The following is a 21630-nucleotide window of genomic DNA, read 5'->3' as shown; positions in this document are numbered from 1 at the left end:
CCGCCGCCGGCGCCGGCCCGCATGCAGCGGGTCACGCGCCGGCGTGCCGTGCGTCGCGCGCCTCGCGGATGCCCAGCAGGATTTCGTCGAGCAGCGCGATGTCGAACGGCTTCGACAGCACGCGGACGTTGACGGTGCGCGTGCGGTCGAGTTCCTCCGCATAACCCGTGACGAGTATCACGGGCAACTTCCCCGGCCGCTTGTCGACCGCTTCCGCGAGGTCGATGCCGTTCAGGCGGCCCGGCATGTGGATATCCGAAATCACGAGGTCGAACGCGTCGTTCGCGGCCGCGCCTTCGATCAGGCGCAACGCGTCGTCGGCGGTGGGCGCATAGGTCACGCGGTGCCCGAGCAGCGACAGCAGCGCTTCCGTGCCGGCCGCGACCTCGCTGTTGTCCTCGACGAGCAGCACGTGCAGGCCGGCGAGCGTGCCCGAACCGGCATCGTGCGCGACGGCCTGCGGCCGCGCGACGACGTCCTCGGCGCGTGCGCGCGGCAGATAGAGGCGCACCGACGTGCCGGCGCCGACCGCGCTGTCGATCGTCGCCAGGCCGCCCGAGCGCTCGCAGAACGCGAACACCTGCGGCAGGCCGAGCCCCGTCCCCATCCCCGGCGCCTTGGTCGTGAACAGCGGCTCGAAGGCGCGCGCGAGCACGTCGGGCGCCATGCCCGAACCCGTATCGTCGAGCGAGATCTGCACGAAGTCGCCGGTCAGCGGGAAGCCGTCCTCGCGACGCAGCGTCACGTTGCGCGCGCCGACCGTGAAGCGCCCGCCGGCCGCCATGGCGTCGCGTGCGTTGACGGCGAGGTTGATCACCGCGAGCTCGAGTTCCGCGACGTCGACACGGATCGGCCAGACGCCGGGCTCGATCGCGACGACCAGCGACGACTTCGAACCGAGCGACGTCTTCAGCAGTTCGCGGCACGTGCCGAGCCATTGGCCGACGTCGATCGTCTCGTTGTGCAGCGGCTGCTTGCGCGCGACGCCGAGCAGCTGGCGCGTGAGCGATTGCCCGTTCTTCAGCGCGCGCTCGATCGCGCCGAGTTCCTTGTCGAGATGCTGGACACCGCGCCGCCGCGCGATCTGCACGTTGCTCGAGATGATCATCAGCAGGTTGTTGAAGTCGTGCGCGACGCTGCCCACGAGGTTGCCGAGCGCCTGCATCTTGCGCGACTGCCGGTATGCCGACTCGATCGAACGCCGCATCGATGCTTCGGCCTGCCAGCGATCCCATGCCTCCTCTTCCGCCTTCAACCGCTTGAGCGACAGCCAGATCACCGACCACAGCGCGATCGACGGTGCGAACATCGAGATGAACAGCACGCTCAGGTGTTCGTACCATTCATGCCAGATCGCCGACGTGCGGTACGCGCACGTCACGTACACGGGATAGCTGCCGACCTGGCGGTACGCGACGATCTCGCTGCTCGCGCCATCGTGGCGCACGCGCACGACGCCCGCGCGCGGATCGTTGCGCGTGTCGCCGAACGTGACCGAGCGATCGGTGTGCGCGAGCGACGGCGGCGGCGGATACGATGCGATCACGGCGCCGTCCGAGCGTGCGAGCGCCATCGTCATCGGCGTGCTCGCGCCGCCGAGCAGGTCGCGATAGAACGCATTGAAATACGACGACTTCAGCGCGATCGACACCATCCCGGCGAACGAACCGTCGCTATGACGGCGCGCGACGCCCGTGTTGAACACCGGAATGTTCTCGAGCTTGAGCGGACCCATCATCAGCCGCGAGATGTGTTCGATGACCTTGCCGTCGCGGATGCCCGCGAAGTCGTCGCGGTTCGCGATCGACGCGTACGGCGCCGGGTAGTAGAGGCTGTTGGCGAGCAGCATCCCGCTCGCGCCGAAGATCGACACGGCGGCCACCTGCGGATAGCCGCCGCCGATCGTGTTCAGCGCTTCGTGGATGTCGGACTCCTTGTCGCGCACGGTGGCGTCGTCCATGTCCTGCACGAGGTCGACGATGCGCGCGTCGAGCGTCTCGCTCAGGTCGAACACCTTGAGCGCGTGTTCCTCGGCGACCCGCACGGTGCGCATCGTCACGTCGCTCGCGGCGGCCTCGCGCGTCTTCAGGTCGTTGTACGCCATCACCACCACGTAGATGCACGGCAGCACGATCGCCGCGACCAGCAGCACGATCAGCGTCACGCGGCGGACCGCGAAATCGTGTTCGGGTGCGCCGGACGCGTAGCCGCCGTCGTCCTGCCAGTCATCGGCGGGCGGGGAGGCGGGAGCGTGGGAGTCGGCGGGCCGGTCGGACGTCATCGAAGAGGCGGGCGAAGCGGAGGTGCCTGCCATCATAAACGAGTTGCGGCGGCCGGCCGCGCAGCCCCGCCGCGCCGCGATCCTGTCGATTCCGACAGGGGGAGATTGTCAGATTGAAAACGCGACGAATCCGGCAGCGCAAACGTACACAAGGAAAAATTTTGCGTGCTTATCTCGAAAATGATCGCGGCTGTTTTCGGAATGACGGGCGATCGGACCAATTCTGTTCGAAATGGTGAAAATGGCGAGTTGCATCGCCTCCGGTTTACTCCGAGAATCGCGCCTTGCTTTCCCTATGACAGATAGATGCGCCCGCCGGCGACCGCCGCGCGGGCATCGCGCGCACCCGCGTCGCGATACCCGCGCACGGCCGCAAGGCGGTTGCCCCGCGCCCGAACGCATGGCCCCCTAAAGAAGTGCGCCGCGCGGTCGTTAACGCGAGAGAGACCATTCCGTATACCGCATCGCCCCATGCCTTTGCCGATTGTAATTGCCGACGATTCGCTGCTCGCTCGCAAACTTCTGACAAAGGCGCTGCCGGGAGACTGGGACGTTGAAGTCGCGTATGCCGCGAATGGTCGCGAGGCCTTGGCGCTTTATCGTGACGGCAAAGCTTCCGTGATGTTTCTGGACCTGACGATGCCCGACATGAGCGGATATCAGGTCCTCGAGACACTGCGCCACGAAGATCTGAACACGTTCGTGATCGTGGTATCCGCCGATATCCAGCCGCAGGCGCAAGCACGCGTGCGTGAATTGGGCGCGATCGCATTCGTTGCCAAGCCCGTGACGTCGGAGGCATTGCTGCCCATTCTCAAGGAGTATGGGTTGTATGCCTGAATCGGTGTTCACGGCGGAGCAACGCGACGCGTTGCAGGAGATCGCCAACCTGGCAATGGGCCGCGCCGCCGCGCGGCTTGCGTTGTTGCTCGGGCGCTTCATCGAATTGTCGGTGCCGCGCGTGCGCGTCGTGAAAGCGGCCGACGCAGGCAATGCGCTGCGCGAGATGACGGGCATTCACGACAACGTGACCGCCGTGCGCCAGGGCTTCCGTTCCGACATCAAGGGCGAGGCGATCGTACTGTGCCGCAGCGCGAGCGTCGCGCGGCTCACGTCGGTCGTCGACCGCACGTTCGGCGACGGTGTCTACGGCGGGATGGCGAGCCCGGACGAACTCGTGTTCGACGTCGCGAACGTGCTGATGGGCGCGTGCGTCGCGTCGATCCTCGACGAGCTCGGCCGCAAGCCCGTGTTCTTCCCGCCGGGGCTGCTCGGCGCGAACGTATCGTTCGACGACGTGTTCGAGCCGAACATGCTCGCGTGGAGCGTCGCGCTGCTGCTCGAGGTGAACTTCGGGCTCGAGGACCACACGTTCCGCGCGCACTTCGTGATGCTGATGGCCGAGGATTCGATCCGGCTGATGGGCGACGCGCTCGACGCGTTGCTCTCCGCGCTATGACGGCCGCCGCTCCGTCGCTGAGCGACCTCGTGATCGAGCGGGTCGGCTTCGGGCTGTTCGTGCTCGACCGCTCGATGACCGTGCTGATGTGGAACCGCTTCATGCAGGATCACAGCGGCATTGCGGCGGCCGACGTGATCGGCCGCAACCTGTTCGACTGCTTTCCGGACCTGCCGCGCGCGTGGCTGTCGCGCAAGCTCGAAAGCGTGTTCCAGCTCGGCAGCTTCGCATTCAGTTCGTGGGAGCAGCGGCCCTACCTGTTCCGCTTCGAGCATGACCGCCCGATCACCGGCGGGGTCGACTACATGCAGCAGGACTGCACGTTCATGCCGCTCACGCGCGGCCGCGACGTCGAGGCCGTGTGCGTGACGATTTCCGACGTCACGCATGTGAGCGTGATGCAGCGCGAGCGCGAGGAAGCCGTCGCGAAGCTGCGCGAACATGCGAATCGCGACGGGCTGACCGGCATCGCGAACCGGCGTTTCTTCGAGGCGCGGCTCGGCGACGAATTCGCGCGCTGGCAGCGCTACGGCGGCGACCTGTCGGTGCTGCTGTTCGATCTCGACCATTTCAAGACGATCAACGACCGCTTCGGGCATGCGGCGGGCGACGCCGTGCTGCGCGAGACGGCGCGCCGCGTCGCGTCGATCGTGCGCGGACAGGATACGTTCGGCCGCTTCGGCGGCGAGGAATTCGCGCTGCTGCTGCCGTGCACGAATCTCGACGAGGCGATGCGGGTGGCCGACAAGGTGCGCGACGCGATCGGCAGCATGCCGGTCGATGCCGAGGGCGTCAGCGTGCCGGTGACGGCGAGCGTCGGCGGCGCATGCGCGAGGAACGGCGCGCCGACCAGCGACGTGCTCGTCAGCGAGGCCGACGCCGCGCTCTATCGCGCGAAGCGGCTCGGGCGCGATCGTTCGGTCGCCTACGCGTAGACCGCGCGCGCCCCTCGCTCAGCTTTTCGCGATGTCGGCGAGCACGCCGGCCAGCACGGCCGGTTGCGACACGAACGGCGAGTGGCTGCTGTCGAGCTGGTGCACGTGGGTCGGATTGCCGGGCGCGAGCGTATCGGCTTCGTCAATGAAGCGCTGCTGCAGCGCGGGCAGGATCACGCGATCCTCGAGACACTTGATGTAGTGGCGGTCGATCGCACCCCAGCGCGCGGCGGTGGTCGGGATCGCGGTCGCGAACGGCGCGGCCGGCACGTCGCAGGTCATCAGGTTCGCGACGGCGTCGAAGTCGGCCTGCGACACGTCTTCATAGAGCGCGCGTTTCATGGTGTCGCGATACGCGGCGTCGCCGCTGCGCGGATCGATGCGCAGCGCGCCGGCCACGCGCGGGCTTGCGAGCATCAGCGGGCCGAGCATCTCGCCCTTGTTCTCCGGCGCGCGCACGTAGTCGAGGCCCGGCACGCCCGAGCCCGGCATGAAGGCCGCGAGATAGACGATCTTCGCGATCTTCTCCGGCGCGCGCTCGGCGGCCGCCGTGATCGCGAGGCCGCCCATGCTGTGGCCGACCAGCACGACCTTGCCGCGGCCGAGCGCGTAGGCGTCGTCGACGGCCTGCATCACCTGTGTCGCATAATCGTCGAGCGTCGTGTTCGCGACCGGCGACGGTTCGGCGCCGAACGCATCCTTGTCGAGCGGCCGTTCGAGATACGACGCGGGAAAGCGGGCATTGATGCCGTGCGCGGGCAGGTCGCGCGCGATCGACAGATAGCCGCGCGCGGCCAGCGCCGCCGCGACGTGTGCGTAACACCAGGCGCCGTGCCAGGCGCCGTGCACGAGCACGAAAACGGGATGGCCGGACGGCGGGGTGGCGGTATCGTTCGTCTCCATGATGTCCGTATTTTTTCGAGAAAGGTGTCATCTTAGACGAACCGGCCGTCATCCAGACGCGAACGCGCAGGGCGATCGCGTGACGGGCCTCGATCCGTCCCCTTTGTCTCGTGCAGGCCACATTTCGTCCGGATCCGATAGGCATTTGTGCCGAAGCACGCTACTTTGTCGCTTTACTTGCGATTGCGCCCCATGAACGTCGACTATCTTTTCTACCGGAAGCCTGACAAGCCCGGCCCCTATTCGCTCGACGACCTGGGCGACATCGCGCCGCCGATCGGCCCGGGCGACGTGGTGCGCGCGGGTATCGCGCGCGTGTTCGAGCAGATCGACTGGCAGGAATCGCCGGACGTGCCGGGCGCATGGTTCGGCACCGGCGGTGCGGTGTTCCAGTTCACCGCGGAGCCCGACGGCGGCGTGACGAGCTTCATGGGCTCGCGCCTCGAACGCCGCTCGATGCTGCAGCTCACGCGTGAAATGGGGCTCATCGCGCTCGATCTGCAGCGCGACATCGTTTACGGCTGACCCGCCGCCGGCGCCCGGTCCCGCCGGGGCCGGCCGCGCCCGGCTGCCGGCGGCCTCCGGCGCCCCGCCGGGCTTGGCGCGTGTCCGCCATCGAACTTCAAAGATTGCTATACTTTCGCCCAATTCCGGCTTCCGGCCGGTAATTTGTGCCTGTCTGTGTCGATCGTTCGCATATCTCGCACGCATTTGACACCCTGACCATCCCAGCCGGGCATGGCTTCTTCAATCGCCCCGCGTGGGTGTCTCCGTGGAGCTCGTCTTGGCCGTTTCCCATTCCGTCGTGGACGAACAAGAAACCGACGCCGCTGCCGTCACATCGGGCAGTTCCTTCTATCTGGCGATGCGCATCCTGCCGGCCGTGCAGCGCGACGCGATGTTCCAGGTCTACGCGTTCTGCCGCGCGGTCGACGACATCGCCGACAGCGACCTGCCGCGCGCCGAGCGCAACGCGGGCCTCGACCGCTGGCGCGCGGACATCGACGCGTGCTTCGCGGGCCGCCCGCCGCGCCACCTGGTCGCGCTCGACCGCGAGATCCGCGCGTTCAACCTGCAGCGCGCCGATTTCCACGCGATGATCGACGGGATGGCGATGGATGCGGTCGAGGATATCTGCGCGCCCGACGAGCCGACGCTCGACCTCTTCTGCGATCGCGTGGCGAGCGCCGCCGGCCGGCTGTCGGTGAGGATTTTCGGGATGCCGGAAGCCGAAGGGATCAAGCTGTCGCACCACCTCGGCCGCGCGCTGCAACTGACGAACATCCTGCGCGACATCGACGACGACGCGGCGATCAACCGCTGCTACCTGCCGCGCGAACTGCTCGCGCGCGAAGGCATCGCGATCACCGACCCGGCGACGATCGTGCGCGATCCGGCGCTGCCGCGCGTGTGCGCGACGCTCGTCGAGCGCGCGCTCGAGCACTTCCGCCAGGCCGACGCGGTGATGGATACCTGCCCGCGTGCACAGGTGAAGGCGCCGCGCATCATGTCGGGCGCGTATCGCTGCATTCTCGAAGCCGCGATCGCACGCGGCTTTGCCGCGCCGCGCGCGCCGCTGCGCAAGCCGAAGGCGCGCATGCTGATGATCGCCGCGCGCTACGCGCTGTTCTGAGCCGATCGCGTCGATGCCCAGAACCGTCCACGTGATCGGCGCCGGACTCGCGGGCCTGTCGGCCGCGGTCGAGCTGCAACGCCGCGGGCGGCGCATCGTGCTGCACGACGCGCACGCACACGCGGGCGGCCGCTGCCGTTCGTGGTTCGACGGGACGCTGAACGCGACGCTCGACAGCGGATTGCACACGGTCTTCGCGGGACAGCCCGCGACGCAGCGCTACCTGCGCGCGATCGGCGCGGCCGATCAGCTCGCGGGGCCCGCGCTGCCTGAATGTCCGGTCGTCGACGTCGCATCGCGGCAGCGCTGGACGCTGCGCTTCGGCGACGGGCGCTGGCCGTCGTGGCTGTTCGACGCCGCGTCGCGCGCGCCGGGCACGACGCCGCTCGACTACCTCGCGCTCGCGCCGCTCGCGTTCGCGCGCACGGGCCGCTCGCTCGCCCAGACGATGCGATGCGACGGCGTGCTGTGGGATCGTTGGCTGCGGCCGTATTTCCTCGGTGTGCTGAACGTCGAGCCGCGCCACGCAAGCGCCGAGCTTGCGCGCGCCGCACTGTGCGGCACGTTCGGCGCGGGTGGCCCCGGCAGCCGCCCGCTCGTCGCGCGCCACGGGCTCGGCAGCGCATTCGTCGAACCGGCGCTGCGGATGCTGCAGCACGGCGGCGCGCAGATCCGGCTGAATTCGCGGCTCGACGCATTCGAATTCGGCGCGCACGGCAATGCGGTCGATGCGGTTTCGGTCGGCGGCGAGCGCGTCGATCTCGCGCCGGGCGACGCCGTGGTGCTGGCCGTGCCGCCCGAGGTCGCGCGGCCGCTGGTGCCCGAACTCACCGCGCCCGACACGTTCAGCGCGGTCGTGACCGCGTATTTCGCGGTGGAGTCTCCAGCCGGCCATCCGCTGCAGACGGCCGTCGTGAACGGCATCGTCGATGCGGTGCGCACCGGCGGCGGCCAGCTTGCGGCGACGATCCGCGACGCGGGCCGCTGGCTCGACACGCCGCGCGACACGCTCGCGCGGCGCATCTGGGAAGACGTCGCGCGCGTGACCGGCGCGAACCCGGAAACCATCCCCGCGTGGCAGCTCGTCGTCGAGCCGCGCGCGGGTTTTGCGGCGGTGCCGTCGCAGGAAATGAAACGTCCGGCCGTGCGTACGCGCTGGACCAATCTCGTGCTCGCGGGTGACTGGATTGCCACCGGCCTGCCCGCCACGATCGAGGGCGCGATCCGTTCCGGCCAGCTGGCCGCGGACGTGCTCCAGACGCAATAAACAGAGGGACCAATGAACGATCTCACCGAAATGGCTACCCTGTCCGCCGGCGCGGTGCCGGCCGGCGTCGACGCGGCCGTCGCGCGTGCGACCGACGCGCTGCTGGCCGCGCAGCAAGCGGACGGACACTGGGTCTACGAACTCGAAGCCGATTCGACGATTCCCGCCGAATACGTGCTGCTCGTCCACTATCTCGGCGAGACGCCGAACCTCGCGCTCGAGCAGAAGATCGGCAACTATCTGCGCCGGATTCAGCAGGCCGACGGCGGCTGGCCGCTGTTCACCGACGGCGCGCCGAACATCAGCGCGAGCGTGAAGGCGTACTTCGCGCTGAAGGTGATCGGCGACGACGAGAACGCCGAGCACATGCAGCGCGCCCGCAAGGCGATCCACGCGATGGGCGGCGCCGAGATGTCGAACGTGTTCACGCGCATCCAGCTCGCGCTGTACGGTGCGATTCCGTGGCGCGCGGTGCCGATGATGCCGGTCGAGATCATGCTGCTGCCGCAGTGGTTCCCGTTCCACCTGTCGAAGGTGTCGTACTGGGCGCGTACCGTGATCGTGCCGCTGCTCGTGCTGAACGCGAAGCGCCCGATCGCGAAGAACCCGCGCGGCGTGCGCATCGACGAGCTGTTCATCGATCCGCCCGTCAACGCCGGGCTGCTGCCGCGCCAGGGCCACCAGAGCGCCGGCTGGTTCGCGTTCTTCCGTGTGGTCGACCATGCGCTGCGCGCGGTCGACGGCCTGTTCCCGAGCTATACGCGCGAACGCGCGATCCGTCAGGCCGTGTCGTTCGTCGACGAGCGCCTGAACGGCGAGGACGGCCTCGGCGCGATCTATCCGGCGATGGCCAACGCGGTGATGATGTACGACGCGCTCGGCTACGCGGAAGATCATCCGAACCGCGCGCTCGCGCGCAAGTCGGTCGAGAAGCTGCTCGTCGTGCACGAGGACGAGGCGTATTGCCAGCCGTGCCTGTCGCCGGTGTGGGACACGTCGCTCGCCGCGCATGCGCTGCTCGAGACGGGCGATGCGCGCGCGGAAGAAGCCGTGCTGCGCGGCCTCGAATGGCTGCGTCCGCTGCAGATCCTCGACGTGCGCGGCGACTGGATCTCGCGCCGCCCGCACGTGCGGCCCGGCGGCTGGGCGTTCCAGTACGCGAACGCACACTACCCGGACGTCGACGATACGGCCGTGGTCGTGATGGCGATGGATCGCGCGCAGAAGCTCAAGCAGTCGGACACCTATCGCGATTCGATGGCGCGTGCGCGCGAATGGGTCGTCGGCATGCAGAGCAGCGACGGCGGCTGGGGGGCGTTCGAACCGGAAAACACGCAGTACTACCTGAACAACATCCCGTTCTCCGATCACGGCGCGCTGCTCGATCCGCCGACGGCCGACGTGTCGGGCCGCTGCCTGTCGATGCTGTCGCAGCTCGGCGAGACGCCGCTGAACAGCGAGCCGGCCCGCCGCGCGCTCGACTACATGCTGAAGGAACAGGAACCGGACGGCAGCTGGTACGGCCGCTGGGGGATGAACTACGTGTACGGCACGTGGACGGCCCTGTGCTCGCTGAACGCGGCCGGCCTGACGCCGGACGATCCGCGCATGAAGCGCGGCGCGCAGTGGCTGCTGTCGATCCAGAACAAGGACGGCGGCTGGGGCGAGGACGGCGACAGCTACAAGCTGAACTACCGCGGCTTCGAGCAGGCGCCGAGCACGGCGTCGCAGACGGCCTGGGCGTTGCTCGGCCTGATGGCGGCCGGCGAAGTGAACCACCCGGCCGTTGCACGCGGGGTCGACTACCTGATCGCGCAGCAGAACGAAGAAGGCCTGTGGGACGAGACGCGCTTCACGGCGACGGGTTTCCCGCGCGTGTTCTACCTGCGCTACCACGGCTATCGCAAGTTCTTCCCGCTGTGGGCGCTCGCGCGCTACCGCAACCTGAAGCGCGACAACGCGACGCGCGTCACGGTCGGGATGTAACGCGTGGGCGTGTCACGACACAACGGCGCATTGCCCGTCATCGCGGTGACGGGGATGGCGTTCGAGGCGCGCATCGCGCGCGGCGACGGCGTCGAGGCCGTGTTTGCCGCGCGGGCCGACCGGCTCGAACGCGCGCTGGCCGACGCGACCGCGCGCGGTTGCGCGGGCATCGTCAGCTTCGGTACGGCCGGCGGGCTCTCGCCCGATCTGGCGCCCGGCTCGCTCGTGATCGCGAACGCGATCGACGGGCCGTTCGGCCGTGTGGAGACCGACGCGGGCTGGAGTACGCGGCTCGTCGCCTCGCTGCACGACACGCCGGTGTGGGCGCGTGTCACGCGCGGCACGATCGCGGCCGTCGGCGCGCCGGTCGTCAGCGAACAGGAGAAGACGTCGCTGCACCACGCGAAGGGCGCACTGGCCGTCGACATGGAGTCGCACATCGCGGCGGCCTTCGCGGCGGCGCGCGGCGTGCCGTTCGCGGTGTGCCGCGCGATCGTCGATCCGGCGTGGCGCACGCTGCCGCGCGCGGCGACGGCCGGCCTGCGCGACGACGGCAGCACGGCGATCCTGCCGATCCTGCGCGAACTGCTGAAGCAGCCGTCGCAGCTCGGCCCGCTGCTGCAGGTCGCCAGCGACGCGCGCGCGGCGCGTACGACGCTGATCCAGGCGCGGCACGCGTTCGAGCGGACGGGCGCGATGCGGATCGTCTGAGCGGCCCGCGCCGCGGCTGTCTCCCCTCTTCCCGGATTCTCCGTTTCGTACGGACAAAAAAAGAGCGCTGCGTGATGCAGCGCTCTTTGTCCTTGCGCGGCCGCCGGTGCGGCGTTACTGCGCGGCCGGACTGCTTGCGGGTGCCGCCGGAGCAGCCGGCACGGTCGCCGCCGGTACCACGGCCGACGCCGCGGCAGGCGCGCTCGCGGGCATCGCATTGTCCGCGCCCGGGTCGTCGTACTGCGGCAACCCCGGCGCAGCCGGCGCGGGGTTCGGCGCGGCGCCCGATGCGCCGCCCGCATCGCCCGGATCCTCGTAGTTCGGCAGCCCCGGCACGGCCGGCGTCGCGGCCGGCACGGCGCCGGCTTCACCCGGCTCGTTGTAGGTCGGCAGCGCGGCCGACGACGACTGGCTGCGGTACGTCAGCGACTTGCGCTGCTGCAGGTATGCGTCGCGCACGAACGAATACGGATCGAGCGCGGCCTGCTTCAGCAGGTCGGTCGCGCCGAGCAGGTCCGAACGCGCGCTGATGAACTGCGCGATGTACATCGGGTTGCGCGCGGCCGGCTCGATGTAGTTCAGCAGGTTGAAGCGCACGTCCACCGCGCGGCCGACGCCGTCGCGGACCGTGCTCGGCCCGAACACGGGCAGCACGAGGTACGGGCCGGACGGCATGCCCCAGCGCGCCATCGTCAACCCGAAATCCTGGTGATGCTTCGGCAGCCCGGCCGGCGTCGCGATGTCGATCAGGCCGGCGACGCCGAACAGCGAGTTCATCGCCACGCGCATCAGATCCTGCGTCGCATCGGTGATGCGCAACTGCAGCAGGTTGTTCGCCATGTTGCCGAGATCGCCGAGGTTCGAGAAGAAGTTGCTGATCGCGGTCCGCACCGGCGTCGGCGTGACCTTCTGGTACCCCTTCGCGATCGGCTGGGCGATGTTCGTGTCGACCGTGTCGTTGAACTTGTACATCGCCCGGTTCATCGGCTCGAGCGGGTCGTCGGGATTGCGGTTCGGTCCCGTCGCGCAGCCGGACAGCATCGCGCTGGCGGCGACGGTCGCCGCAATGATTCGCACCTTATTCATTGATTCCTTGCGATTGGTTCTTGGCACGTTTGACGCGCGGTTTGCCCATCAGGACGGGCTGGAACACCACGGCGCCGATCAGCGTGCAGGTCAGGGCCAGCGCGAGCAGCTTGCCCATGCTCGACGTGCCCGGATGGTGTGACAGCCACAGGCTGCCGAACGCGGTCGCCGTGGTCGCGGCGCTGAACAGCACGGCATGCGTGAGGCTCGAGTGCAGCAACCCCGTCTGCCCCGCGCGCCATGCCATCACGAAATACACCTTGAACGCGACGCCGACGCCGAGCATCAGCGGCAGCGCGATGATGTTCGCGAAGTTGAGCGACATGCCGAGCACGACGCACATCTCGAGCGTCACGATGCCCGACACGAGCAGCGGCACCAGCGTGCGCAGCACGTCGCCGAAACGGCGCAGCGTGATCCACAGCAGGATCGTGATCGAGATGATCGACCACAGCGCCGCGTGCAGGAACGCGTTGATGATCGTGTCGGCCGAATGCAGGATCGAGATCGGCCCGCCGGTCGCGCCCGGTTCCGCGGCCTTCACCGCCTTCGCGAAACGGCGCAGCATCGTGTCGTCGTTCGGGTCGACGCCCTTCGGCACCTTCGGCGAGACCTGCACGAGCGCGTGGCCGTCCGGCGCGACCCAGTCGCGCACGAGTTGCGGCGGCAGCGATTCGCGCGTGATGTCCTGCGGCTGCAGCAGCGACGCGAGCTGGTTGAGCGCGATGCGCAGCGTGTCGGCGAACGCGCGCTCGGCGCGGTCGCGCGTCGCGCTGTCGGCCGCCGCGAGCTTCGCGAGCGACGCGGACAGGTGCTGCGCGGCGGCCGCGCCGGGGCCCGGGTGATCTTCGGCCGCGTAGCCGAGCAGGTCCGACACGCGCTTGAGCGCGGCCACGCGCTGCGCATCGGTCGCGGGTGGCGCTGCCGGCTGCGTCAGCGCCGGCAGCAGGTCGCTCGCGGCCGCGGCGATCGCCGCGCGCTTGGCCGGCTGGTCGGCGGGGATGAAGGTCGACAGTGTGGTCGTGCGGCCGACTTCGGGCAGCGTGTCGAGGCGCTTCGCGGCCGCGTCGGCTTCGGCGAGCGACGGCGCGAGCAGCGTGACATCGTTGACCGCGGCTTCCGGCGAATCCTTCAGCGCGAGCAGCGTCGCCATCGATTCGCTGTTCGGATCCTTCAGGTGCAGCGGGTTGAAGTCGAAGTGCAGGAACGCGAGCAGCGGCAGCGCGCCGATCACGACCGCGAGCGTGCCGATCAGGATCGGCTTGCGATGACGATCGAGGTAGTCGTCGACCGGCGCGAGCCACGGGAAGCCCGGCGTCTTCGATTCGCCCGGCGGCGCGAACAGGCGCAGCAGCGCGGGCAGCAGCGTGAGCGTGGTCAGCAGCGCGACGAACATCCCGACGCCCGCGATCAGCCCGAGTTCGGACACGCCGCGATAAGCCGTGGGGATGAACGAGAAGAAGCTCGCGGCGACGGCCGCGGTGGCCAGTGCGAGCGGCATGCCCATCGAATGCGCGGCGCCGATCAGCGCGTGATCGATGCGCGGATCCCGGAAGCGTTCCTCGCGGTACTTCACGCCGTACTGGATCGAGAAGTCGACGCCGAGGCCGACGAACAGCACCATGAACGCGACCGAGATCATGTTCAGCGAACCGACCATCGCGAGGCCGAGCGCGGCGGTCACGACGAGACCGACGAACAGCGTGACGAGCACCGAGCCGATCATCCGCTTCGAGCGCAGCGCCAGCCACAGGATCACGAGCACGGCGAGCAGCGTGAGCACGCCGTTGAGTGCGGCGCCGTCTTCGACCGACGCGAATTCGTCGTCGGCGAGCGGCTGCTCGCCGGTCAGGCGCACGGCCGCGCCGTAGCGCTTCTCGAGGTCGAGCGAACGGGCCGCGTCGCGGATCACCTGGCTCGTTTCCGCGCCGGCCTTCAGCGCGCCGTAGTTGACCACCGGCTGCACGGTGACGAACGCGCGCGCGGGCAGCCGCGCGGCATCGTTGTCGACCAGCGCGCGCCACGAGAACGCGGCCGGCTTGCCGGCCAGCACGTCGTCGACCGTCGCCGCGCTGCGCGCGAGCAGCTTCGCCATCGCGGGCAGTTTCACCTGGCCGGTCAGCAGCGGCTGGCCGAGCGTGGTGGCCAGTGTGGTGACGAGCCCGGTCAGGCTCGGGTTCTTCGCGAGTTCGTTGACGAGCGGGCGCGCGCTCGCGAGCTGCGACGTCGTATCGGCGACTTCCTGCGGCGACAGGAACAGCAGGCCGTTGTGCTCGAAGAACGGCCCGCCGCCGGGCTCGGCGACCTGGCCGATGCGGCCGGCGGCCGCGTCCTTCCGCAGTGCTTCGGTCAGCGCATGCGCGGCGGCATTCGCGAATTCGGGCGCGGGTGCCTCGACGACCGCGAGGATCGTGCCGTTGCGTTGCGGGAACGCCTTGTCGACGGCCTGCCCGAGGGCGGCCCATTGCGGCTCGGCATCGACGAGCTTGCTGATGTCGGTGTTGATCTTGAAATGCTGCGCGACGTAGACGCCGCTGACGGCGGCGATGACGAGCGACAGGACGACGACCCAGACGGGGCGGCGCACCGACCATGCGACGAGTCGGACGATGAGAGATGTCACCATGTGGCGGTGGGGAGCGGCTGGCAAGGGCAAAGTAGCCAAGTATACCGGCGCGGCGTGGCGGCGGTCGTGACGTTGCGGGTTTCGGGGCAGGAAGGAGATTTGCTCGTGGCGGCGAAATCGGTACCGATGACCGGTTCGTTTGTATGGGGATATTTACATAATCGGTGCGGGGCCGCGCGGCCTGTGACAAATGCGGCTGAAAGGTAACAGTCGGTCACCGTGAGGCACCGGGGCGTCGGGCCCGGTATACTTTGCTTCACCGGCCGATGCAAGGAGCCGGTCGTTTTTTCCCATCGAGTGCGATATCCGTATGAAACGTCATCTGTTTGCTTTCGTCGCGGCCGCCGCCGTGTCGGTTTCCGCTTTCGCGCAGAGCGCGCCGGTCGACATCGTCCGCAATGCGGTCGAGGGCACCGTCAATGCGATGAAGGCCGACCCGGCCGCGCGCGGCGGTGACATGGCGAAGGTCTCGCAAGTCGTCGAGCAGCGCTTCCTGCCCGCGACCAACTTCGAGCGCACGACCCGCATCGCGGTCGGCGATGCGTGGAAGCAGGCCACGCCGCAACAGCAGCAGGAGCTGTACAAGCAGTTCCGGCTGCTGATGACGCGCACCTACGCCGCGTCGCTCGCGCAGCTCGGCAGCCAGGACGCGAAGTTCTCGTTCAAGGCCGGCGGCGCGTCGGGCGCCGACGCGCTCGTGCAGTCGACGGTCACGACGCCGGGCGACAGCCAGTCGGTCGGCTACCGTCTCGGCAAGGTCGGCAACGACTGGAAGATCTACGACATCGACATGTCGGGTGCGTGGCTGATCCAGGTGTACCAGGGGCAGTTCAAGAGCCAGCTGTCGTCGGGCGGGATCGACGGGCTCATCGCGTATCTGCAGAAGCACAATTCGCGGACGAACTGACGGCTGATTCAAGGCCGCGATCCGGATGCATGAAGGGCGCCCTCGGGCGCCCTTTTTTCATGGCTGCGCGTTGACTGTGCGTCATGTGCCGATGCCGAGCATCCGCAGGCAGTCGTCGACCACCACATCGACGAATGCCGCACGATTCGTTTCCGGTGACGACGCTTCATTTTTGGCCGCGTGTCCGAGAATTAACGTGATTTCCTGCGAGTTACGATGCTCGCCGAGACGATCGCAACGATGACAGACAGCCCACCCCATCCTGCGAAGAATGCATTCGCGATTTCCGGGTTCGTATCGAAAAGACTGCCCCTGCCATGCAGGACGAACGTTCCGTATGCGTAGAGCGCGCCCCAGCAGAACAAGGTCGCGCAGGCTGCGCCGACAAGTGCGCCCGCTACAGCGGCAACGAGTTTCATTTGACGGGAAAGAACAGGATGGTTTTTGAGTGACGGAAATCAGACCAGAAGCCCGCTATGACTATATTCCATGAAATCCGAATGCCTGATGCGAAACCGGTGAGCCTGCGTCCGTTCCAGAGGTCGATATGCCCGCCGCTCAAATTATCTGGCGAATCGCCGTCCTGCAACCAGTAGCCATCGAAAAAGACAATTCCGGTTCGGCCTGCTACTTTGCGTGCCCAATCGGGTCCCGTAATGTTCTCGGGAGGCAGCACGCCGGCGACCGGCCGCAGCTTCAACCATTCGGCGAACTCGTATGCACGAGTCGCGGTCGGTTTACCGTCGATGAGAAGGCGGCCTATCGTCGGTTTGCCCGGCATCGGCCGAACCCGCTTCTGCGAAAACGACTTCATTGCGATGCCGACCTTGTGCAGCGTCACGCTCATCCGGATTGCACACTGGTTCTTGTATTGTCCGTTCGGATCGTCGTACGGGTTGCCGTGAGCATAGTTGTTCCAGAGCTCGGAAAACGTCACGGACTTCAACTCGACTGCCTTGTGCGATTCCGGCACGGCGGTTGTCTTCACGGTTGTCCTCGGGTTCGGCACTATGCGTCCCCGCTTGATCGGGCGAGCGCTTCGTCGCCCCAATAGACGACGTATTCATCCTCACTGGCAGTGTGAATGCGCGGCAGATGCCCGCTGTCGTCGAGGTGGCCCGAGTGGATGCGTCCGTCCGACGTTTCGATAACGTACGGATAGCCTGTCGACGCACCACTTCCGATGGCGTGAACGGATTCGTCGTAAGCGCCCGCGATGATCGACACGACACCGCCTTTCCGATTTTCGCCGGACGTCACAATGCCTGCCGTTTCCGCCATGTCATCGCACCATGATTCGCCGGCGAGGACCGCGACGATGCGCGGCGGTGTCGGGCAGCCGCATAAGACGACGTCACCATCGGCGGCCGTTTCACCCATGAATTCGAGACGTCGCGGCCCGCCGGCCTTGGCGATCGGCCCGGTGCCTTGGCATGCATCGCAGAATGCGAGACCGCCGATCAACGCAACCGGGCGACCGGGGCTGCCGAACGTGAATGTCGGCCCCGCATAGGCAAGGATGCTTCCCCCGGTCTCCAGCGCGTCGCCGACCACCGCGATACGGCGTTTCATGATTTCGCTCCCCGGTTCCGGTCGCCGACCCGTGCCGGCGATACCGTGTGCCGCGTGACGACGTCACGCGCGGGAGGGCGCGGCTCATGACGATGTCGCCTGCTGCGGCAAGCGAAAGGATTCCATCGACCCGGGGAGCGGTCGATTGGACGAGTATGAAATTGAACGGCGAATCGTGAGGGGATGTGCTTGGGGTACCGACCTACCGCCGCCGATGCTCGACCGCGAACTTGATCAGCTCGGCCTGCCCTTCGATCTCCAGCTTGCGCTTCAGGTTGAGCCGGTGCGTTTCGACCGTGCGCACCGACAGCCCCGTCTGCTGCGCGATCTGCTTGCTCGACAACCCTTGCGCCAGCGCATCGAGGATGTCGCGTTCGCGCGGCGTCAGCCGATCGAGCGGCGACGCGGTCGCGCTCGCGTGGATCATCCGCGCGGCCAGCCCTTCGCTGAAGAACGTCTGACCGGCCAGCACCGCGCCGATCGCGCGGACGATCTCGCTCGCGGGCGAATCCTTCAGCAGGTAGCCGCTCGCGCCGGCCCGCACGGCTTGCGTCACGTATTCGACGTTGTCGTGCATCGACAGCATCAGCACGCGGATGCCGGGAAACCGATCGTGGAACACGCCCGCGAGCGTGATGCCGTTCATCCCGTTCATGCCGACGTCCATCAGCGCGAGATCGGGTTCGAGCGACGCGGCGAGCGCGAGCGCCTCGTCGGCGTTGCCGGCTTCGCCGACCACCGACAGGTCGGCCGCCTCGAGCCGCATCCGCAGGCCGTCGCGCACGAGCGGATGATCGTCGACGAGCAGCAGTCGGGCGGCGGGCCGGGCGGAGTCGGGGGCGCTCATGCGTGAAAGTCTCCTGTCATGGGGCGTGTCGTCACGCCGCGCAGCGGCACGCGCGCGGCGACGATCGTGTGGCCGACCTGCGACGCGATCGTCAGCGTGCCGCCGAGCGCGTCGAGGCGCTCGCGCATGTTGCGCAGGCCGATGCCGCGGCGCGCGTCGGCCTGCGAGCGTTCGGCGTCGAAGCCGCAGCCGTTGTCGGCGATGGTCAGCGTGACGGCGTGCGCGCCGACGTCGAGCGTGACGGCCGCGCGCGACGCCTGCGCATGATGCACGATGTTGCTCAACGCTTCCTGCGCGATCCGGAACAGCGCGGTGTTGACGGCCTCGGGCAGCGGCTGCGCGCCGCTGTGCGCGACCTGCGTATAGCCGATGTCGATGCCGCTTTCGGCGCCGAGTTCGCGCACGAGTTGTTCGAGCGCGGCCGCGAGGCCGAGATCGTCGAGCATCGACGGCCGCAGCGCATGCGAGATGCGCCGCACTTCGCGCAGCGTGTCGCCGAGCCGACCGACACCCGACGCGAGCGCCTGCTCGGCTTCGGGCACGCGCGCCGTGCCGCGCTCGAAGCGCGCGAGCGCGGATTCGAGCATCAGCTTCGCGGACACCATCATCTGGCTGATCCCGTCGTGCAGCTCGCGCGACAGCCGCGCACGCTCCTGCTCCTGCGATTCGACGATGCGCTGCGCGAGCAGCTTGAGCTTCGCGTCGGTGCTGCGCGACTCGCTGACGTTCAGCACCAGCGCGCACACGGCGATCGCCGCCGCGCCGGTCAGCGCGATCGCGGTGAGCCAGCTCATCGTGCGCTCGATGTTCGCGGATGCCCGCGCGTCGATGCGCTGCAGCGCGGTGTCGACGTCGTCGAGATAGATGCCGGTGCCGACCATCCAGCCCCAGCGTTCGAGCGCGACGACGTAGCCGAGCTTCGGCGCGACGCGGCCCGTCGACGGTCGCTGCCATGCGTAGCGCACGTAGCCGCCGCCGCTCGACGCCGCGCCGATCAGCTTCTGGATCGTCAGCGCGCCCTGCGGGTCGCGCATCGACCAGTAGTTGTGGCCGACCCGTTCGGGCTCGCGCGGATGCATCAGCGCATTGCCGTGCAGGTCGTACACGAAGAAATAGCCGTCCGGGCCGAAATCCATTTTCTGCAGCATCGCGAGCGCCTGCGTGCGCAGCAGCGCGTCGTCGCGCGCATTGCGGCCGCTCGCGTCGTAGAGCGGCATGATCGCGCTCGTCGCGAGCTCGACATAGTGCTTCAGCTCGACTTCCTTGCTCGACAGGTACGCGGCCTGGATCGTCGCGTGCTGCGTGCGCGCGAGCGACGTCGCCTGCTGGCGCACGCCGAAGCCGATGCCGGCGATCGCGAGCAGGAACGGCACGACGGCCAGAAGGAAGATCTTTGCCTTGAGTCTCATGGTGGTGCGAAGCGGCCGCGAACCGGCGCGGGCCGGCCGGGCGCGTCAGCCGCGCGGCGGCGCGGCGGCGGATCGAGCCGACATTGTCGGCGATTTTGCGCGCGGGCGGCGCCGCCGCCGGGCACCCGGGCGTTCAGGCCCGCCGCGATTCGAAATGGTCCGGCGGCGCGGCCGTCTGCACGACGATGCGATTGCGCCCGGTTTCCTTCGCGCGATACAGCGCGTCGTCGGCGAGCTTCAGCGCGGCCTGTATGTCGTCGTCGCGTTCGGGGTAGCTCGTCGTCACGCCGATGCTCACGGTCAGGCGGCCGGCCGTGCCGGCGTCATGCCGGATGCCGAGATCGAGGATGCCCGTGCGGATCGCCTCGGCGATCGTCACCGCGCCGTCCGTGTCGATGTCGGGCAGGACGACGACGAACTCCTCGCCGCCGTAGCGCGCCGCATAGTCGGCCGGGCGGCGCAGGCAGCCGGCGATGCAGTGGCCGACCGCGGCGAGCGCGTCGTCGCCGGCCTGGTGGCCCTGCGTGTCGTTGTAGCGCTTGAAGTAATCGACGTCGATGAACAGCAGCGACAGCGCGTGCTGCTCGCGCGCGGCGCGGCGCCATTCGCGCGCGAGCGTGACGTCGAGCATCCGGCGGTTGTCGAGGCCCGTGAGGCCGTCGGTGCGCGCGAGCGCCTGCAGTTCGGTTTCCGCGCGGTGGCGCTTGCGCAACTGCACGTCGAGCAGCAGCGACAGGCCGACGAAGCCGATCGCGAGCACGGCCATCGCGGAGCCGATCGGAATCGCGCGGTCGTACCATGCGGCGTAGGTGTCCGCCTCCGAGCGCGCGACCATGATGATGAGCGGCAGGTGCTCGAGGTGCCGGAACACGTACAGGCGCCGCACGCCGTCGATCGTCGCGGTGTCGGCGAAGCTGCCTTCGTTGGCCGTCATGAAGCGCCGGAACGTGCTGGCATGGCTGATGTCGCGGCCGACGATCTTGGGGTCGTACGGCTCGCGCGCGACCATCTTGCCGTCCGTGTTGATCAGCGCGATCGAGCCGCGATCGCCGAGCGACAGGCGCGAGAACAGGTTCTGGAAATATTCGAGCCGGATCGACATCACGGCGACGCCGCCGAACGACCCGTCGGGCTTCGCGATCCGCCGGCTGAGGGCGATGCTCGGGGAGCCGCCGCGCAGCCGGGAGTGATACGGCGGGCTGACGTACAGGCCGACGTCGGGATGGTCGCGGTGCACGGCGAAATACGGCTCGTTGGCGAAATTGGCCTTGCGCGGCACATCGCTCTTGCCGTCGACCGCGATGTCGCCCTTCGCGTCGAGCACGTAGATGCCGCCGAGGTACTTGGCGGTCGTCGCGCGGTCGAACAGCACCTGGCGGCGCAGCGGCATCGGCAGCTTGACGACTTCGGGGTCGGTCGCGCCTTCGACGACGGCCTGCAGCGACAGCGAATAGATCTCGATGTTGCGCTCGATGTCCCACGATGCCATCAGCGCCAGGTTCTGCTGCATCGCAATGGAACGGTCGCGCGCGTCGATGCGGCCTTCGTACAGCACGATGCCGCACAGGAGCAGCAGGAGCAGCGCGATCAGCAGCCCGGTATAGAAGATCAGGTGCGGCAGCAGGAACCTGCGCAGATGAGCGGCGACACGGCGCGTCGGGCCGGATTCGCTGGGCATTGCGTAGTCGGTTTCTGCCATGGTCCGTGTGGATCGATGGGCATCGCCGCCTGGCGGCGGGCCGATGCGATTGTTCGTATGACGTGTCGGCGGCGATCCGGTGCGCGGCCCTTCCGGCGCCTTCCCGCCGTTCGGCGGAGAAAGTTGACACCGATTATCGGCAATCGCGGCCGGATTAACCGGTAAATCATCGATTCACCGGTGGCATCTGCCGCGATTCGACGATCCGGCGAATCGGGTGGCGTGGATTCAACGGAGTATAACGCGCGCGTTCGTGTGCGCGGAAAATGTTGCGACCCGTTGATCCGGATCAAATTATAGTGAATTCAC

General features: G+C 68.2%; 18 protein-coding genes. 9 read left to right on the top strand and 9 right to left on the bottom strand.

The annotated features are described in order from the left end of the window. Nucleotides 1-31: 31 nt before the first annotated feature. A complete protein-coding gene (locus AC1VVG_RS20030) occupies nt 32-2281 on the bottom strand; it encodes a hybrid sensor histidine kinase/response regulator (RefSeq protein WP_034187556.1) in 2250 nt (749 codons plus the stop codon). 471 nt (nt 2282-2752) lie between these two features. Here AC1VVG_RS20030 and AC1VVG_RS20025 point away from each other — a divergent pair, with 471 nt between their 5' ends. From AC1VVG_RS20025 to AC1VVG_RS20015, 3 genes are read left to right on the top strand one after another with little or no spacing between them, the layout of a single operon-like run. Beyond that, nucleotides 2753-3121: a response regulator gene (locus tag AC1VVG_RS20025; RefSeq protein WP_034187557.1), complete on the top strand. Its 369-nt coding sequence runs from the start codon at nt 2753-2755 to the stop codon at nt 3119-3121. Beyond that, nucleotides 3114-3740, top strand: a complete 627-nt coding sequence (locus AC1VVG_RS20020; RefSeq protein ID WP_034187558.1) for a chemotaxis protein CheC — start codon at nt 3114-3116, stop codon at nt 3738-3740. The genes AC1VVG_RS20025 and AC1VVG_RS20020 overlap by 8 nt, the downstream gene beginning before the upstream one ends. Continuing rightward, nucleotides 3737-4675, top strand: a complete 939-nt coding sequence (locus AC1VVG_RS20015; protein ID WP_059559274.1) for a GGDEF domain-containing protein — start codon at nt 3737-3739, stop codon at nt 4673-4675. Before AC1VVG_RS20020 ends, AC1VVG_RS20015 begins: the two co-directional genes overlap by 4 nt. Before the next feature lie 18 nt (nt 4676-4693). Here AC1VVG_RS20015 and AC1VVG_RS20010 read toward each other — a convergent pair whose 3' ends face one another. Then, nucleotides 4694-5578, bottom strand: coding sequence for an alpha/beta fold hydrolase (locus AC1VVG_RS20010; protein WP_034187560.1), 885 nt, complete (start codon nt 5576-5578; stop codon nt 4694-4696). Between the two features lie 192 nt (nt 5579-5770). On the opposite strand from AC1VVG_RS20010, the gene AC1VVG_RS20005 reads away from it, so the two are divergent. The 5 genes from AC1VVG_RS20005 to AC1VVG_RS19985 all read left to right on the top strand — a co-directional run bounded on the left by AC1VVG_RS20005 (nt 5771) and on the right by AC1VVG_RS19985 (nt 11175). Then, nucleotides 5771-6103: a hypothetical protein gene (locus AC1VVG_RS20005; RefSeq protein ID WP_034187561.1), complete on the top strand. Its 333-nt coding sequence runs from the start codon at nt 5771-5773 to the stop codon at nt 6101-6103. Between the two features lie 259 nt (nt 6104-6362). Further along, nucleotides 6363-7211, top strand: coding sequence for a presqualene diphosphate synthase HpnD (hpnD, locus tag AC1VVG_RS20000; protein WP_034187562.1), 849 nt, complete (start codon nt 6363-6365; stop codon nt 7209-7211). A gap of 13 nt (nt 7212-7224) precedes the next feature. Further along, complete coding sequence (gene hpnE / locus AC1VVG_RS19995; protein ID WP_059559269.1) at nt 7225-8478, top strand: hydroxysqualene dehydroxylase HpnE; 1254 nt, start codon at nt 7225-7227, stop codon at nt 8476-8478. A gap of 12 nt (nt 8479-8490) precedes the next feature. Further along, nucleotides 8491-10464, top strand: a complete 1974-nt coding sequence (shc, locus tag AC1VVG_RS19990) for a squalene--hopene cyclase (RefSeq protein ID WP_034187564.1) — start codon at nt 8491-8493, stop codon at nt 10462-10464. A 54-nt stretch (nt 10465-10518) separates the two neighbouring features. Further along, nucleotides 10519-11175, top strand: coding sequence for a phosphorylase (locus AC1VVG_RS19985; RefSeq protein ID WP_069705643.1), 657 nt, complete (start codon nt 10519-10521; stop codon nt 11173-11175). A 114-nt stretch (nt 11176-11289) separates the two neighbouring features. Here AC1VVG_RS19985 and AC1VVG_RS19980 read toward each other — a convergent pair whose 3' ends face one another. Further along, the gene (locus AC1VVG_RS19980; protein WP_034187565.1) at nt 11290-12261 is read right to left on the bottom strand and encodes an MlaA family lipoprotein; all 972 of its coding nucleotides are present in this window, start codon (nt 12259-12261) and stop codon (nt 11290-11292) included. Continuing rightward, nucleotides 12254-14887, bottom strand: coding sequence for a hopanoid transporter HpnN (gene hpnN, locus AC1VVG_RS19975; RefSeq protein ID WP_482836068.1), 2634 nt, complete (start codon nt 14885-14887; stop codon nt 12254-12256). The genes AC1VVG_RS19980 and hpnN overlap by 8 nt, the downstream gene beginning before the upstream one ends. A gap of 310 nt (nt 14888-15197) precedes the next feature. Between hpnN and AC1VVG_RS19970 the strand changes: the two genes are divergently transcribed. Further along, nucleotides 15198-15794, top strand: coding sequence for an MlaC/ttg2D family ABC transporter substrate-binding protein (locus AC1VVG_RS19970; protein ID WP_034187567.1), 597 nt, complete (start codon nt 15198-15200; stop codon nt 15792-15794). A 415-nt stretch (nt 15795-16209) separates the two neighbouring features. Here the strand turns inward: AC1VVG_RS19970 and AC1VVG_RS19965 are convergent, their stop codons facing one another. The 5 genes from AC1VVG_RS19965 to AC1VVG_RS19945 form a co-directional block, all read right to left on the bottom strand. Continuing rightward, nucleotides 16210-16803 carry a type VI secretion system amidase effector protein Tae4 gene (locus tag AC1VVG_RS19965; protein WP_034187568.1) on the bottom strand — a complete coding sequence of 198 codons (594 nt, stop codon included), beginning with the start codon at nt 16801-16803 and terminating at the stop codon, nt 16210-16212. Continuing rightward, nucleotides 16803-17366 (bottom strand): PAAR domain-containing protein, encoded by a 564-nt coding sequence (locus tag AC1VVG_RS19960; protein WP_049028718.1) that lies wholly within the window; start codon nt 17364-17366, stop codon nt 16803-16805. Before AC1VVG_RS19960 ends, AC1VVG_RS19965 begins: the two co-directional genes overlap by 1 nt. Before the next feature lie 202 nt (nt 17367-17568). Then, nucleotides 17569-18213 (bottom strand): response regulator, encoded by a 645-nt coding sequence (locus tag AC1VVG_RS19955; protein WP_049028717.1) that lies wholly within the window; start codon nt 18211-18213, stop codon nt 17569-17571. Beyond that, nucleotides 18210-19622: a cache domain-containing protein gene (locus AC1VVG_RS19950; protein ID WP_049028716.1), complete on the bottom strand. Its 1413-nt coding sequence runs from the start codon at nt 19620-19622 to the stop codon at nt 18210-18212. The genes AC1VVG_RS19955 and AC1VVG_RS19950 overlap by 4 nt, the downstream gene beginning before the upstream one ends. Nucleotides 19623-19755: 133 nt before the next feature. Next, nucleotides 19756-21321 (bottom strand): sensor domain-containing diguanylate cyclase, encoded by a 1566-nt coding sequence (locus AC1VVG_RS19945; protein WP_034187571.1) that lies wholly within the window; start codon nt 21319-21321, stop codon nt 19756-19758. Between the last annotated feature and the right edge of the window lie 309 nt (nt 21322-21630).

The sequence above is a fragment of the Burkholderia sp. L-4 genome (assembly GCF_056856535.1).
The sequence above is the reverse complement of the archived record's forward strand: the minus strand, read 5'-3'. Positions and strand labels throughout refer to the sequence as shown.